Source organism: Mucilaginibacter sp., from assembly GCF_039925265.1.
Lineage (GTDB): Bacteria > Bacteroidota > Bacteroidia > Sphingobacteriales > Sphingobacteriaceae > Mucilaginibacter.
In genome coordinates this window covers 237,622-253,909 of the sequence record NZ_JBDSZG010000014.1, presented here as the reverse complement: position 1 = coordinate 253,909, position 16,288 = coordinate 237,622, and the positions used below count along the sequence as shown (strand labels likewise).

Sequence of the window (16,288 nt, the reverse complement as noted above, 5' to 3'; positions counted from 1 at the left end):
GAAATAAAACATAAAGCCTTTTAGGCCCTCTCCTTTGGAGAGGATTTAGGTGAGGCCAACTAAAAACCAAAAATACATCATGCTTAAAATTTATATCTGCTACGTAGCAAGCATCCTGTTTGCCTTTGTTTTTATATTTAACGCAGGGGCAAAAACGCCCGTGGTTGTCAATATCGCTTTTGGCGATGCTGGCAGCATCCGTTACAATTTAAAAACGGGCACGTTCAACGTTATCCAAAACGGGCACGAGGTGTTTATGGATATTTACGCCGTTGCTACCGTAAATGCCGATACCCTCAGTACAAAAAACTACGAGATACGGCAGTATAATAAAATAGCCATAGCCGATGGTTTTGGTAAAGGCATAAAGCATACTATTGTGTTAACTGCAGCCGGCAAGCCCATGATGAAACAAGTGTTTTATACCTACACAGGCCGTAATTATTTCCTTACGGAGATCTGTTTTACGGGCGCACTGCTAAAAACTAATTATATGATGCCGCTGATAGGGCATTTTAAGCCGCTTACGAGAAGCGATCTACGTAGCCTTTTTGTGCCTTTTGATAACGATACCTTCATTAGCTATAATTCAAAACCGTTTACCACGACGGCGGGAATGAGCGCCGAAGTTGGGACGGTTTACGTTAATGACAGCCGGAACGGTATCATAATCGGCTCGGTAGAGCATGAGGTTTGGAAAACCGGCGTCGAAACCCAATCGAGCGCCACAGCAGGGCAACTCAAAGTTTGGGCCGGTTACACAGAAGAGTCCGTTACCCGCGATAAAATTCCGCACGGCTTCATTAGCGGTAATACGGTTAGGTCGCCAAAGATATTTGTAGGTAGTTTTGGCGATTGGCGCAGCGGTATGGAAGCGTACAGCAAGGCGAACCGTATTGCCGAGCCACCTTTTGTTTTTAACTGGACCAAACCAACCCCCGTAGGGTGGAACAGCTGGGGCGTGATACAGGAGCACATTAACTTTGATAAAACCGTTAAAGTCGCCAATTTTTTTGCCGATAGCATCCCTGCCTTCCGCACCGGGAATGCGGCCTATATCGACCTGGATTCATACTGGGATATGATGGTGTCGCATGGCGATTACAGTAAACTAAAAGAACTTGCCGATTATTGCAAAAGCAAAGGGTTGGAACCCGGCGTATACTGGGCACCCTTTACCGATTGGGGCCATGGCGGCGGGCCGGACAGGATTGCCGATGGAGGTAACTACAAATTTGGCGATATGTGGACAAAAACCGGCAACGGCTACCACGATTTGGATGGTGCCCGCGCGCTCGACCCAACCCATCCCGGTACCAAAGCGCGCATTGCCTTTGTTATCGGCAAGCTAAAGGCCTGCGGTTTTACGATGATCAAAATTGATTTTCTGGGCCATGGCGCTATCGAGGCAAACCACTTTTACGACCCTAAAGTAACCACTGGGATGCAGGCCTATAAAGCCGGCATGGAATACCTGATACAACATTTGGGCAGCCAGATGCTGATTTATGCTGCCATATCGCCAAGTATGGCCTCAGGCCGTTACGTGCACATGCGCCGCATTGCCTGCGATGCCTTTAAGAGTATTGATAACACACAGTACACGCTCAACAGCGTAAGCTACGGCTGGTGGCAAACCTATTTGTACAACTACATTGATGCCGACCACGTGGTATTTAACGACGAAAAAATTGGCGCCAACCGTGCGCGCCTGTTATCTGCCCTGGTAACCGGCACCTTGATCAGCGGAGATGACTTCTCCAAAACCGGGCAATGGACCGAGCGCGTAAAAAAATACTACCAGGATAAAGACCTGCTGGAACTGGTAAAAAACGGTAAAGCGTTCCGCCCGGTGGAAGGGAATACCGGCACCGGCGCATCGGAGGTGTTTACTAAACAGGTGGGTAAGACACTGTACCTGGCGGTGTTCAACTATTCTAAAAACGAAAAGGCTTATGCGCTCAACTACCAGCGTTTAGGATTAGTGGCCACCAAAATTACCGCGGTAAAAGAGGTTTTGCAGGATAATACGATCGGGTTGAATAACAGTATCGACCTGAAACTTAATGCGGAAGATGCCGCGTTGTATAAGTTTACGCTGAAGTAGGTTATAATGATAAAGCGCTCGGCGAGTGGACTCAGCCCGGGTACGCTTCGCTGCCCGACCCTCTCTGCTTCGCAAAGAAGGTAAGAAATTAGAAATAAAAAGATCCAACCGCTACACTTACCTCAAGCGGCTGCAATTGAACTGATTTAGGGGGCTCCGCTGGAGCCTGAGAGGCTTGTTTTTGTTTTCTATAAACACGATGCTCCTAACGGGGCGTTTTGTTCTCGTGAAAAAGCAAATTGGCTCCAGCGGAGCCACGTGTTTATAGAAGAAGTTTGTTGAGGTTTTTAGGCTCCAGCGGAGCCTCCTAACAACGATTGATTTTGAAGAAGTCGCCAGTTAATACGAGGCTAAAGTGGATTTTTTGTTAAAATCAAATTTACCCTTCCTCTAAAGAACACCATTCTTCCCGCTATTGAAATGCTTTGTCCGATATCGGGCACTTTTTTATAGCTTGTTTTTTATAATATCCTTATTATCAATATTTTAACTTTGGTACAGCCATTGCAAAGTCCTGTGCATATAACATTGTCACAAAATGGATCAGCTGATAGAACAGGAAGTAACCGCCCGTAAAAAGAAAAAGGGCATTTTAATAGGGGGCATCGCCATACTGGCGCTGGCCGCATCAGTTTGGCTGCTGCGCACCACGCTAAAATCGAGCATAAAAAGAGCCGACATTACCACCGCTGTCGTGGAGATCGGCAGCGTAGAAAATACGCTGAACGCCACCGGCGAAGTACTGCCCGAGTTTGAAGAGATCTTAACCAGCCCCATCAATGCCTCTATCAAAAATGTGGTGATGGATGCCGGTAATAAGGTGAATGCGGGTCAGTCTATCCTCACCCTGGATAAATCGGCATCGCAAACGGAGTTTGAGAAGATCAACTTCCAGATGCAGAGCAAACGCAACGAGATTGCCAAGCTAAAACTCGACCTCAACAAAAGCTTTTTCGATATCCAATCCAACAATGATATCAAACAACTGCGCATCAGCAACCTGGCCGATGCCGTAGAAAACGCCAAACGCCTGTTTAAAGCAGGCGGCGGTACCCGCGAAGGTATTGAGCAGGCAGAATTGAACCTTAAAGTTGCCCAACTGGAAAAGAAACAGCTGGAGAACGAGATAAAAAGCAAGCAGCAAACCATGCAGATAGAGATAAAGGAAGCCGAAATTGCTTTGGCCATCCAACAGAACGATCTGAACGGTTTGCAGCGCAAATTACAGCTGGCCAGTATTATTGCAACCCGCAGCGGGGTGGTTACCTACGTTAACAAAAACATTGGCGCAACCGTGCACGAAGGTGACGCCCTTGCCCGCATTGCCGATCTCAGCAGCTTTAAGGTGAATGGCAGCATTTCTGATAGCTATATGGATCAGTTGCACGCCGGAATGCCGGTTGTTGTCCGCATAAACGAGGTACAGATGAAGGGCCACGTGGTGAACGTGTACCCATCGGTACAAAATAGCATTGTAAGCTTTGATGTGCAGTTGGATGAGCGTAACAACAAGCAACTGCGCCCCAACATGAAGGTGGATGTTTATGTGGTTACCGACGTGCGCAGCAAAACCATACGCGTAGCCAACGGTGCGGCGTTTAAAGGCCCGGCAGAGCAGGATATTTTTGTGCTGAACGGCGGCAAAGCCGAACGCAGGGCGGTACATATCGGCTTAAGCAATTTCGATTTTGTAGAGATAAAAGACGGTGTAAAACCCGGCGACGTGGTGATCACATCTGACATGAGCGAGTATAAGAACACCAAAGAGCTCACTATTAAAGATTAAGGCCATGAAATATTTATATATACTCATCTGCATATTTTCGGGCATCAAAGCCTCTGCCAACGCCGGCGGGGATACCGTAAGGCTGAGCTTACAGCAGGTGGTTGATATGGCCAAAGGCAATTCTATAGCCGCTAAGCAAGCCGTTACTCAGCGCGAAACCAAATACTGGCAGTGGCGTACATTTAAATCAAACTATCAGCCACAGCTATCTTTAAGCGGTATTTTGCCGGGCTACAGTAAAACAACACAGCCTGTATTGCAGCCCGATGGTACTATCATTTTCCAGCCGGTGCATAACGATAATTCGTCGCTACAACTCGATTTTAGCCAAAGCATTACCGCGACAGGCGGCACGGTGTACGGCACTACCTCCATGCAGCGCTTTTACGATTTCGACAGGAAGAACGAGCTGTTTAACGGTGTGCCATACGCCATTGGGTACAGTCAGCCGCTTTTTCAGTTTAACGCTTTGCGCTGGGATAAAAAGATAGAACCCCTGAAGTTTAACGAGAGCAAGCAGGCTTACATCGAATCACAGGAGCAGATCTCCATTACAGTTACCGGTTACTTCTTCGATCTGCTGCTGGCGCAGGTGAACTACCAGATGGCCCAAACTAACTTTACCAATACCGAGAAGATCCTCACCATTGCCAAAGTAAAGTTCGACTTGGGGAAGATCTCTAAAAACGAGATCCTGCAGCTACAGTTAGAGCGCCTTAACGCCCAAAAAGCTGTAGGTACCGCTAAGCGCGATATGGAGATAGCCACCCTGAACCTGCGTACCTATACCGGTGCGGAAGGGGAGGATAAGATAGCGCTGGAGCTACCAGGCTCAACTATCAATATGGAGGTATCTGCCGATAAGGTTTTGGCAGAGGCTTTTGCCAACCGTAGCGATGCTATAGCATTTGTCCGCAAAATTGCGGAGGCCAAACGCGATGTGGCCAAAGCCAAGGGCCAAAGTGGGTTGGTAGCAACCTTAACCGCAAACATTGGTTTTTCTAACACGGCCAGGAACATCCCCGATGTTTACCGTAACCCGCAAAACCAGCAACTGCTGCAATTGCAGTTCAGCATCCCGGTGTTGGATTGGGGGCGCTCTAAATCGCGCGTGAAAACGGCCCAGGCCAACGAGCAATTTATTGAATACGCGGTGGAGCAGGATAAGCAAACTTTTAAACAACAGATAGTAACCCAGGTAACGCTGTTCAATATGATGAAAGACCAGCTGGTGTTCACCGCGCAGGCCGACAGCATCGCTTCAGAAAAATACAAAATAGCCCGCGATCGCTACGTATTAGGCGACCTGAGTATCACCGACCTCAGCATCGCCTTCCAGGAGAACGACCAAGCCAAACGCGATTACGTAGCCGCCCTGCGCGATTTCTGGGGAGCGTATTACCAGTTGAGGTACCTGAGCCTGTACGATTTTGAGAGGAAAGAAAAGATAAATTATAAATAGAGCGGCCTCACCCCAACTCTCTCTAAAGGAGAGGGGGCACATAATTTAAAAGTCCTCTCCTTTGGAGAGGACTTAGGTGAGGCTGAAAAAGCGACTAACAAACAACAAAATAAACAACATACAAAAATCACTAAATCAATAATTCACAACTAAAATGATACGATTACAAAACATTGAAAAGGTGTACCGTACAGACACCATCCAAACTTTAGCATTAAACAGCATTAACCTTGATATAGAAAAAGGCGAGTTTTTGTCCATTATGGGCCCATCGGGCTGCGGCAAAAGTACGCTGCTGAACATTATGGGTCTGCTGGATATGCCTTCAAAAGGCAGCATCAACATCGATTCGCAAATTACCGACAATTTTTCTGATAAGCAGCTGGCGGCGTTCCGTAATAAAAAGCTTGGGTTTATCTTCCAGAGCTACCATTTAATAAACGATCTGCAGGTGCTGGACAACGTGGAATTACCGCTGCTTTACCGCGATACCACGGCAAAGGAACGTAAGCAACTGGCTACCGAGGCTTTGGAAAAGGTCGGCCTTAGCAACCGCATTAAACACTTCCCTACGCAGCTATCGGGCGGGCAGCGCCAGCGTGTGGCCATTGCAAGGGCCATTGTGGGCAGGCCGGAGATCATACTGGCGGATGAGCCAACGGGTAACCTGGACAGCGCCATGGGTAATGAGATCATGGATATCCTTTTACAGCTTAACCGCGACGAAGGCACTACCATAGTAATGGTAACACACGATGAGCATATGGCTAAAAAAACGCATCGTTTGGTGAGGTTGTTCGATGGGTCGCAGGTTCAATAATTTATCAGCCTAAAACATTAATATCATGCTAAAAAATTATTTCAAAATAGCCATAGCGGTGCTCAAACGCCGCAAGTTCTTCACTTTTATCAGCTTGTTTGGCATCAGCTTTACACTCACCATATTGCTGGTGATGACCGCCTTTATAGATAAAGTGGTGAACGATGATTACCCCGATAAAAAGCGCGACCGCTCCCTGTACATCAGTCACATCGAGCTGCGCGGAAAAGAATCTATGAACTCCAGCGGCTTGAGTTATTCTTATATCAGCCGCTTTGTAAACAAAATGAAAACGCCTGTTAAAATCGCTGTTTCATCAGGTTTCGGCTCCACCAACACTTATGTAAATAACCGTAAGATAGTGATCAATTACAAGTACGCCAATGCCGCATTTTGGGAAGTGCTCGACTTTGAATTTGTAGAGGGCAAAGCCATCAGCAAACAACAAACAGATAATGCCGAGCGGGTTACGGTGATATCTGAAGATATGAAAAAGGAGTACTTTGGCGACGACAACAGCCCGGCTGTGGGCAAGTACATTGAGGCCGACAATATTAAATACCGGGTATGCGGGGTTGTAAAAAGCCTGCCAATAACCTCTTACACGCTTTATTCGGATATATACCTGCCTATCACCACCTCCAAAACAAAGCTGGATGCAGATAAGGGTTATATGGGCAATTACTCGGCTATCGTACTGGCAGAAAACAGCAGCGACGTGCCAAAAATGAAAAAGGAGTATGATAACATTGTAGCTAAACTACCCATCCCCGGTAAGGAGTGGGACCACCTCTACAGCCACGCAGATACCTATATTGAAGGTTATGTGCGTACCGGGAATGAAAAAAGTTCGGGCATGGTGTACGCGTTTACAGCCATAACGCTGTTTGCCCTATTTGTGATGCTGTTGCCTACCCTCAACCTGGTGAACGTAAACATTACCCGTATTATGGAGCGCTCATCAGAAATTGGAGTGCGCAAGGCTTTTGGGGCATCATCAAAAACACTGGTATACCAGTTTATTGTAGAGAACCTGATCCTGACGTTTTTGGGTGGGATAATAGGCGTGGTGCTCTCAGTAGTAGTAATGTATTTCATCAATGATGCTAAGCTGATTGCCAACCTTAATTTAAGCCTAAACTTTACGGTACTGGCTTACGCGCTGTTTACCTGTGTGTTTTTCGGCCTGCTATCGGGTGTTTACCCTGCCTGGCGCATGTCTAAACTCAACATCGTACTGGCTTTAAAGGCCTAAATAATTTTATCAACCTTAAAATTCAACATATTATGTTCAAGCATTTATTTAAAATGATCTGGAATAAAAAGAAGCAAAACTCCCTGCTTATTGTGGAGATCTTGCTTTCGTTCATGGTCATATTTGGGGTGTTCAGCTTCGCGCTCAACTCCTATAACAACTACGCCAAACCCATGGGTTTTAATTATAACCACGTTTGGGCTATCAGTTATAATCATACCTTAGAAACCCAAAACCCCGATTCGGTTACTTTAGTTTACCAAACCCTGCTGCGCAACATCAAATCGATGCCGCAGGTGGTAAATGCCGGGTATCATAGTGGTAACGTTCCGTTCGCTAACAATCACAGCACCACTGGCCTAACGCAAAAAGGCGTAGAGGTTACCGGCATAAACAACTTTTTTGCAGATGAAAATTACATAAACACCATGGGCACTACCATGTTCAGTGGTCGTTGGTATAATAAAACCGATCCTGTGATCAAGTCGGAAGTAATTGTTATCAATAAAATGCTGGCCGAAAAACTTTTTGGCAAGGCCGATGCCGTTGGCAAAATGCTTGGCGATAACGTTAAAACCAGGCAAAGGATCATTGGTGTAATAAATGATATAAAAACCGATGGTGATTACCAGCGCCCTGCCTACGCGCTTTATAACCGGCATGATACGGCTGCTTACAAATGGATGGGCAAAATATTGGTAAAAGTTACGCCAGATGCCGATGCTGCTTTTGAGGGGAAGCTTTACAAGCTGATGGCGAACACGTTTAAAAACTCTAATATCGAGATAGAGCACCTGGATAATAGACTGGTGGCTTATAACAAGTTTACACTGGTGCCGCTTATCATCCTTTCTATCGTAGCCGCTTTCCTGATCATCAATGTAGCGCTGGGCATATTCGGCGTGCTTTGGTACAACATCAACAAACGCCGGGGCGAAATTGGCTTGCGCAGGGCAGTAGGAGCCCCGGGAGCCGCGGTATCTTTACAGCTGGTTAGCGAGGCCATGATCCTGGCAACCTTGTCGCTTATTATCGGGGCGTTCTTCGCGGTGCAATTTCCTTTATTAAACGTATTTGATTTACCTGCAAGTGTTTACCTGTTTGCTATGTTGTTCGCGGTTATATTTATTTACCTGTTGGTGCTGGTATGCTCACTTTACCCCGGCAAACAGGCCGCGGCAATTTATCCCGCGGTTGCTTTACATGAGGAATAAAAATTTAGCTTTGGCATATGATACTGGTTATTGATGATGATATTGCGGTACGCACCTCGCTGCAGCTTTTGCTGAAAAGCGAGGGTTACGCCGTAACCGGTGCCGAAACGCCGGGCGAGGCTTTGCGTATCATAAAAGAGGATGCCCCGGAGCTGATCATCCTCGACCTTAATTTTTCTATCAGCACTACGGGCGAGGAGGGGATGCATCTGCTGGGCGATATTAAAAAGCTGAACGCTGCTCTCCCGGTGATACTGATCACCGGTTGGGGGAGCATAGCGCTGGCCGTGCAGGGAATGAAAATGGGCGCGAATGATTTCATCAACAAGCCCTGGGATAACGGGCATTTGCTGCAATCGGTAAAAACCTTGTTAGACCTGCGCGAGGACGCCGCCGTAAACCGTACCCGCAAACAGTTGGATAAAGAATATAATTTTAAACACATCATAGGAGAAGATCCGCAGATGCTGCAGATATTGGAAACTATTGGTCGTGTGGCCGGTACCGATGCCTCTATCCTGATCATGGGGGAAAGCGGTACCGGTAAGGAGCTGATAGCCGAGGCCGTGCATCATAACAGCCTCCGCCGCAACCGGCCATTTATAAAAGTAAATTTGGGCGGCATCTCTACTTCTTTATTCGAGAGTGAGATGTTCGGGCATATCCGCGGGGCCTTTACCGATGCACGGTTTGACAGGGCGGGCCGCTTCGAGATGGCCAACAAAGGCACCATTTTTTTAGATGAGATAGGTGATCTGGATGCCGGGAGTCAGGTGAAATTGCTTAGGGTACTGCAAGACAGGACCTACGAGGTATTAGGTAGCAGCCGCACAAAAACAGTGGATGTGCGTGTAGTTTGTGCCACCAACAAAAACCTTACAACTATGGCCAATAGCGGCACTTTCAGGGAGGACTTGTTGTACCGCATCAACCTGATAACCGTAACCCTGCCCGCCCTGCGCGAGCGGCCGAAAGATATTCCTTTACTGGTGGAGTTTTTTATCAACAACCTCAAGCAGATCTACAACCGGCCCGAACTTACGGTAAGTAAAAGCGCCATGAAGTGGCTGCAGCAGCTACCGCTGCCGGGCAATATCCGCCAGTTAAAAAACCTGGTGGAGCGTTCTATCCTGGTAAGTAAAAAGAACGTGCTGGAAATAGATGATTTTAAATCGCAGTTGGAGCTGTCGCCGCAAAAGAACGGCAACACCAAATGGCCGGGTGTTGGTACCGTAACGCTGGAGGAGATGGAAATTGAAATGATAAAACGTGCCATGGCCTTCCATAAGAACCGGGTAAGCAAGGCGGCAACGGCATTAGGCTTAACCCGTAGCGCGCTATACCGGCGGCTTGATAAATTTGAGATCCCTTACGATGAAGCTGAGGACTAAGTACATCATATTTGTAGTAATACTGCACGCGCTCGCGCTTGCGCTCAGCTTTTATATTTTCGATAAAGACAGGGTTTATTTTATTGTTTCGGAGGTGTTTATTATCATCTCGGTGATTATTGCCGTGCAGCTTTACCAGCAACTGATACGCCCCATAAAGATGCTGCTGCAAGGGATAGAAGCCATAAAGGACCAGGATTTTAATGTGAAATTTTTGCCAACCGGCAAACACGAAGTTGATGAACTGATAAACGTTTATAACCACATGATAGACGCATTGAGAGATGAGCGGACCCGGCAGGAAGAACAGCACTTTTTTTTGGAGAAGCTGATTCACACCTCGCCAACCGGCATTGTAATACTGGACCATGATAACCGCGTACAGCAGCTTAACCCCAAAGCCGCCCAAATACTCGGCCTAACCGAAAAGGTACTGATAGGGCAGGAGATAGGCCTCATGCAAAGCCCGCTGTTAACACAGGCCGCAAGCCTTAAAGCTGGGGAAACCATCACTGTAAAACCCGATGGCATTAATACCTACAAATTGCAGCGCTCACATTTTGTGGACAGGGGTTTCCAACGCGGGTTTTTAATGATAGAAGAACTCACCGCCGAAATATTAGCCGCCGAAAAGAACGCTTACGGTAAAGTGATCCGCATGATGGCGCACGAGGTGAACAACACCATTGGCCCGGTTAATTCTATTTTGCAATCGGCCCTGCGTACCGATAGCCTTTGGCAAACACAAACCGACGGCCAACTGAACAATGCCCTGCAGGTAGCTTTCGACCGTAATCAAAACCTGAACCACTTTATGCGCAACTTTGCCGACCTGGTGAAGCTGCCGCCCGCCAACAAAAAGCAAACCGACCTTAACCTGTTGCTAAAAGCGGTTATTGAGCTGATGCAGATAAAAGCGCTGGGCAAAAATGTGCAGCTGATATTTAACCCCGACCCCAAACCCCGCATTATTAGCGCTGACGTAGAGCAATTGGAGCAGGCCCTTATCAACATCGTGAAAAATGCCATCGAAGCCATTGAAGCAGGTGGTGAGGTAAGTTTTAATGTCGATGCAAAAAAACGCCTGCTCACCATCACCGATAATGGTAAAGGCATTACCGACGAAGAAAGCGCCCAGCTTTTTTCACCCTTCTTTAGCACCAAAAAGGACGGACAGGGGATAGGGCTCACCCTCGTTCGCGAGATCATGCTGAACCACGGCTATGAGTTTTCCCTAAAAACTATTGGCGAGCGCCGTACGGTTTTTTCCATCAATTTTAATTGATACCTATATAATATCCCGTCTCCCCGGGAGGCTAACTCACCGCTTTTCAATCTATTACAAAAAAATCGCTTCGGAATTTTTCGGTGATACCTGTCGTGTTTTAAATATCTGATTCGTAATAAAGTCGTTACAATTAAATTATTAGCTGATTTTTCGGGTAACGCATTGATTTTTAACTAAAACTATGTAAATTCAAATTCCAATATATTACCCAAATTCAATGACCAGAACCTTATACCAAAATGCACTTGGCTGCTTTGCCTTCCTTGTGATCAGCATAAACAGTTTCGGGCAAAATGCCGATAGCGATACAAGTGCCAGGCAAACCCAGATAGACAACGTAGTTGCCGGATATTACAAGAACATTGGTGAGCAATCGCGGCTGTTTAACGGTCCCGAGTATAATTTTTACTCCAAAATGCTCAAAGGCAGCGCCTACTTTACCGAATCGCCGGAGTTTACCAACGGTACCGTAGAGTACGATGGGTTTGTGTATAAAAACCTGCAAGTGATGTACGACCTTTATAAAGGATCGGTAGTGATGCAGCTGCCCAGCAAAATTGCGAGTATTGAACTGCTAAGTAACAGGGTGCAGAGTTTCGACGTATTTGGGCACCACTTTTTTAGGATGGACGCCGTAACGCAGGTAAAAGGCCCCAACCTTATCGCAGGCTTTTACGACCTGATGTATAATGGTAAAACGCAATTTATCATCCAGCGCGAAAAAACCATCCAGTCCAATACTTCGGCAACGCTGGATAGCTATTTTACAGACGAAGCACGAAAAATGTATCTCAAAATGAGCGATGGCACTTATCGGATCTTCAGCAGCCAAAAATCGTTACTCGAAGCTTTGAAAGATAAAAAGCCCGAATTGAAAAAATTCATTAAGGATAATCACGTCAGTTTCCGCGACGAAAAAGAACAGGCAATGGTTAGGGTAATAGCCTATTACGACCAAATAAATAACTAATATGAAGAAATTTTACTTGTTTGGCATCTGCTGTTTATTTATTGCACAATATGTAAAAGCGCAGCAGTCGGCCGGCTCTGTCATTAGCGTAAATTTTCAGCAGGCAACTATACAAACCGTAGTTGCCGATATTGAAAGTAAAAGCAATTATCATTTTTACTATGATGCCGCTCAGTTTGATAGCCTGAAGGTAACCCTGCAGGCCACGGATAAAACCGTACCGGCTATATTGGACCTCGCTTTTAACGGCACCGATTTCCATTACGCGCTAAACGGGCAGCAAGTGTTCCTAACCAAGGGAAAGATTTTGCAAACAACGCTGGCACCGGGTTTCTTTGGTATCAAGGCAACGCCGGGTGTTCCGGTTGCTGCGGTTAACACGGTAAGCGCTTTTGTTAGTGAGGGCGATAAAATAATTCCGGAGGCTACTACCGAAAATAAGCTGTACGAGATTGGGGTTAAAACCAATACCATACAAACGGGCAGGGCAACGTTGTCCGGTTATATCCGCGATATTAAATCTGGAGAGGCCGTTACAGGGGCCAGCATTTACATTACCGCGCAAAAAACCGGCGTGGCTACAGACCAGTATGGCTATTTTACCATTAGCCTGCCAAAGGGGCGGCATTTGCTTAGCATCCGCGGCGTGGGCATGCGCGATACCCGCCGCCAGATCATTCTGTATTCTGATGGCAAGATCATCATAGAGATGATGGAGCAGGTTACCAGCTTAAAAGAAGTAAAAATATCTGCCGATAAGGTTGCCAATGTAAGGTCGGTTGAGCTTGGAGTAACAAGGTTGGATATTAAAAGCATAAAACAGGTGCCAACCGTATTTGGCGAGGCCGATATATTAAGGGTGGTTTTAACCCTGCCCGGTGTGCAAAGCGTGGGCGAAGCCTCAACAGGCTTTAACGTTCGCGGTGGCTCGGCAGATCAGAACCTTATCTTACTGAACGATGCTACCATTTACAATCCATCGCACTTTTTTGGCTTCTTCTCAGCCTTTAACCCCGATATTGTAAAAGGGGTGGAGCTGTACAAAAGCAGCATCCCCGAAAAATTTGGCGGCAGGGTATCATCTATATTGGATGTTACCGATAGGGAGGGTAATAAAAAGAAATTTGCCGGTAGCGCGGGTATAGGTTTAATAACCAGCAGGTTTAACATAGAGGGGCCTATTATTAAAGATAAGACCTCCTTTATCTTCGGCGCCCGTGGAACCTATTCAGACTGGCTGCTTAAACTGCTGCCCGGGGCTTACAAAAATAGCCAGGCGTCCTTTTACGATTTTAACCTGGATATAAGCCACCAGATAGACGATAAGAACAACATTTACATCACCAGCTACATCAGTCGCGATAAATTTAAACTGAACAGCGATACATCTTACAGCTATAGCAACCGCAACGTAAACATTAAGTGGAAGCATAATTTTAATAATAAGCTATTTGGCTTGTTTTTGGCAGGCAGCGACAGGTATCAGTACGATATAGCCAGTTTTGATAACCCGGTAAATGCCTACAAGCTCAAATTCGATATCAACCAAACCAACTTTAAGTCGGATTTTACCTACTACCTCAACACCAGCAATACCATTACCTTTGGGTTAAACAGTATTTATTACAAACTGCACCCGGGCAGCTACGGGCCAAACGACCCTAAATCCCTGGCCTTGCCTGATGTGGTACCGGCTCAGCAAGCCTTGGAGAGCGCCTTGTACCTGGGCGATAAATACGACGTGAACGACGACTTATCGGTAAGCTTTGGCGTACGTTATTCCTTATACAACTTCCTTGGCCCGCAATCCGTTAATAACTACGCGCCGGGTACACCACGCAGCAGCACCAGTCTTATTGATAGCACCAACTACAGCAGTGGCAAGATCATTAAAACCTATGGCGGCCCGGAGATAAGGCTATCAGCTCGTTACAACCTGGGCGATAATCTGTCTATTAAAGGCGGGTACAATACACTCAGGCAGTATATCCACCTGTTATCAAACACAACGGCCATTGCACCTACCGATGTTTGGCAGTTAAGCAACCCCAATATTAAACCTCAATACGGCGACCAGGTGTCGCTGGGGATCTACAAAAACTTAAAGTCAAACACTATCGAAACTTCGGTAGAGGTGTATTACAAAAGGCTGAAAGACTACCTGGATTACCGCAGCGGCGCTACATTGGTGCTAAATCACCACATCGAAACGGACGTGATCAATACAAGGGGCAAAGCTTACGGTGTTGAATTTATGATCCGCAAGAACACAGGTTCGGCAAATGGGTGGATCAGCTACGCTTACTCCCGCACATTTTTAAAACAGGATGACCCTAACGTTGGCCAGCCGGTAAACGGTGGCAGCTTTTACCCGGCTAACTATGATAAGCCGCACAGCTTTAACTTTGTGGGCAACTACCGCTTTACACACCGTTTTAGCCTGTCGTTAAACGTAACTTATAGCACCGGGCGGCCTATTACCTTGCCAACCGGTAAATACTACTATGCGGGTTCGGAAAGGGTATATTATTCCGACAGGAATGCCTATCGCATTCCCGATTATTTCCGCAGCGATTTTTCGATGAACATTGATGGCAACCACAAGGTGCACCAGTTAACGCATAACTCGTTCACCATTGGTGTTTACAACCTTACCGGCAGGCAAAATGCCTATTCAACCTATTTTACACAGGAGGCCGGGGTGATCACCGGGTATAAGCTGTCCATCTTTGCAAAACCAATTCCGTTTATCAATTACAATATAAGGTTCTGATAACAATGTGCGATATGAAGGGGCGTAACATTTGTATTTGTATTTTAGGTTTAGGGGCGGCTGTTGCAGGCTGCAGGAAAACCTATGCCCCTCAGGTTGTATCCAGCGGTAATACTTTACTGGTAGTAGAGGGAGTAATCGATCCGGGGAGCGATTCTACCTTCATCAAACTCAGCCATACGGTAAAAATATCCGACACCACCAAGGTAGCAGCCGAAAAGGGGGCCACACTAACTGTGGAAGGTAACGGCTTGTCCGTCCCGCTTACAGAGCTGAGGCCGGGCGTTTATGCTTGCCCGCCTTTAAATGCAGATGCAACGCAAAAGTACCGTTTACGTGTAAAACTAAGCAACGGTAAAGAGTATCTGTCAGACGATGAGGAGGCGAAAGTTACACCGCCGATAGACACCATAACTTACGAGCCGACTTTTAGGGGCTTAAAAATAAGCGCAAGCGCGCACGATCCTTCGGGAAAAACGCGCTACTACCGTTGGGACTATGACGAGGACTGGCGTTTTAATGCAAAGTTCTTTTCGAGTTATAAAGTAGTAAACGGAGTAATTTTTCCACGTACGCCTGCAGATTTAAGATTCTCTTGCTTTTCGAGCCACGCTTCAACGGTTGTTGTTTTAGGTTCATCGGTAAAACTCGCGCAGGATGTGATATCAGATCAACCGATATTGACTATCGATTCAACGTCGGAAAAAATAAGCATCCGGTATAGTATACTTTTAAAGCAGTATGCCCTTTCCAAGGCAGCATTTGGTTTTTACGAGAATATAAAAAAGAACACCGAGCAATTGGGGAGCATATTTGATGCCCAGCCATCAGAAATTGCCGGTAATGTGCACAGCACTACTAACCCTGCCGAACCGGTTATTGGGTATGTAAGTGTATGCACAGTTCAATCGAAAAGGATCTTTATAGATAAAACAGAACTACCGGCAAAATGGATAACCAAATACCCTTACGATTGCAGGCAGGACACAACCTGGTTTAGTAATCCCATTACCGGCGCACCAGAAGTGAAGGCCTTTATTTTAACAAACCTTACACTACCCACCCAGGAAATTGCTGGCGTAGGCACGGCACTTTTAGGTTATTACAGAACAGATTTTATTTGCGGAGATTGTACATTAAGAGGCACACAAAAACGCCCGGTATTTTGGAAAGATAAATAATGAGGGTGGGGGAATATATATCGGGAGGCACTTATGCAGCT

General features: G+C 46.4%; 11 protein-coding genes. All 11 read left to right on the top strand.

Annotation, left to right across the window (positions count from 1 at the left end):
* Nucleotides 1-79: 79 nt before the first annotated feature.
* The 11 genes from ABIX36_RS07340 (at nt 80) to ABIX36_RS07290 (ending at nt 16,247) form a co-directional block, all read left to right on the top strand.
* Nucleotides 80-2,107 carry an alpha-galactosidase gene (locus tag ABIX36_RS07340; RefSeq protein WP_348081513.1) on the top strand — a complete coding sequence of 676 codons (2,028 nt, stop codon included), beginning with the start codon at nt 80-82 and terminating at the stop codon, nt 2,105-2,107.
* Nucleotides 2,108-2,645: 538 nt separating this feature from the next.
* A complete protein-coding gene (locus ABIX36_RS07335) occupies nt 2,646-3,893 on the top strand; it encodes an HlyD family efflux transporter periplasmic adaptor subunit (protein WP_348081512.1) in 1,248 nt (415 codons plus the stop codon).
* Between the two features lie 4 nt (nt 3,894-3,897).
* Complete coding sequence (locus ABIX36_RS07330) at nt 3,898-5,355, top strand: TolC family protein (RefSeq protein WP_348081511.1); 1,458 nt, start codon at nt 3,898-3,900, stop codon at nt 5,353-5,355.
* A 154-nt stretch (nt 5,356-5,509) separates the two neighbouring features.
* Nucleotides 5,510-6,175, top strand: coding sequence for an ABC transporter ATP-binding protein (locus ABIX36_RS07325; protein ID WP_348081510.1), 666 nt, complete (start codon nt 5,510-5,512; stop codon nt 6,173-6,175).
* A gap of 25 nt (nt 6,176-6,200) precedes the next feature.
* Complete coding sequence (locus tag ABIX36_RS07320; RefSeq protein ID WP_348081509.1) at nt 6,201-7,430, top strand: ABC transporter permease; 1,230 nt, start codon at nt 6,201-6,203, stop codon at nt 7,428-7,430.
* A 32-nt stretch (nt 7,431-7,462) separates the two neighbouring features.
* Complete coding sequence (locus ABIX36_RS07315; RefSeq protein WP_348081508.1) at nt 7,463-8,644, top strand: FtsX-like permease family protein; 1,182 nt, start codon at nt 7,463-7,465, stop codon at nt 8,642-8,644.
* Nucleotides 8,645-8,661: 17 nt separating this feature from the next.
* Nucleotides 8,662-10,035 (top strand): sigma-54 dependent transcriptional regulator, encoded by a 1,374-nt coding sequence (locus ABIX36_RS07310; protein WP_348081507.1) that lies wholly within the window; start codon nt 8,662-8,664, stop codon nt 10,033-10,035.
* Entirely contained in the window at nt 10,019-11,320 is a 1,302-nt protein-coding gene (locus ABIX36_RS07305) for an ATP-binding protein (RefSeq protein ID WP_348081506.1), read from the top strand. Before ABIX36_RS07310 ends, ABIX36_RS07305 begins: the two co-directional genes overlap by 17 nt.
* A gap of 220 nt (nt 11,321-11,540) precedes the next feature.
* The gene (locus ABIX36_RS07300; RefSeq protein ID WP_348081505.1) at nt 11,541-12,293 is read left to right on the top strand and encodes a hypothetical protein; all 753 of its coding nucleotides are present in this window, start codon (nt 11,541-11,543) and stop codon (nt 12,291-12,293) included.
* A 1-nt stretch (nt 12,294) separates the two neighbouring features.
* Complete coding sequence (locus ABIX36_RS07295; RefSeq protein ID WP_348081504.1) at nt 12,295-15,066, top strand: TonB-dependent receptor; 2,772 nt, start codon at nt 12,295-12,297, stop codon at nt 15,064-15,066.
* Between the two features lie 14 nt (nt 15,067-15,080).
* On the top strand, nt 15,081-16,247 hold the full coding sequence (locus tag ABIX36_RS07290) for a DUF4249 domain-containing protein (protein ID WP_348081503.1): 1,167 nt from the start codon (nt 15,081-15,083) through the stop codon (nt 16,245-16,247).
* Nucleotides 16,248-16,288 lie beyond the last annotated feature (41 nt).

Coding starts and splice junctions, on each gene's coding strand:
- ABIX36_RS07295 (WP_348081504.1), top strand. CDS start 12,295: ATGAAGAAATTTTACTTGTTTGGCATCTGCTGTTTATTTATTGCACAA.
- ABIX36_RS07300 (WP_348081505.1), top strand. CDS start 11,541: ATGACCAGAACCTTATACCAAAATGCACTTGGCTGCTTTGCCTTCCTT.
- ABIX36_RS07335 (WP_348081512.1), top strand. CDS start 2,646: ATGGATCAGCTGATAGAACAGGAAGTAACCGCCCGTAAAAAGAAAAAG.
- ABIX36_RS07310 (WP_348081507.1), top strand. CDS start 8,662: ATGATACTGGTTATTGATGATGATATTGCGGTACGCACCTCGCTGCAG.
- ABIX36_RS07305 (WP_348081506.1), top strand. CDS start 10,019: ATGAAGCTGAGGACTAAGTACATCATATTTGTAGTAATACTGCACGCG.
- ABIX36_RS07325 (WP_348081510.1), top strand. CDS start 5,510: ATGATACGATTACAAAACATTGAAAAGGTGTACCGTACAGACACCATC.
- ABIX36_RS07330 (WP_348081511.1), top strand. CDS start 3,898: ATGAAATATTTATATATACTCATCTGCATATTTTCGGGCATCAAAGCC.
- ABIX36_RS07290 (WP_348081503.1), top strand. CDS start 15,081: ATGAAGGGGCGTAACATTTGTATTTGTATTTTAGGTTTAGGGGCGGCT.
- ABIX36_RS07340 (WP_348081513.1), top strand. CDS start 80: ATGCTTAAAATTTATATCTGCTACGTAGCAAGCATCCTGTTTGCCTTT.
- ABIX36_RS07315 (WP_348081508.1), top strand. CDS start 7,463: ATGTTCAAGCATTTATTTAAAATGATCTGGAATAAAAAGAAGCAAAAC.
- ABIX36_RS07320 (WP_348081509.1), top strand. CDS start 6,201: ATGCTAAAAAATTATTTCAAAATAGCCATAGCGGTGCTCAAACGCCGC.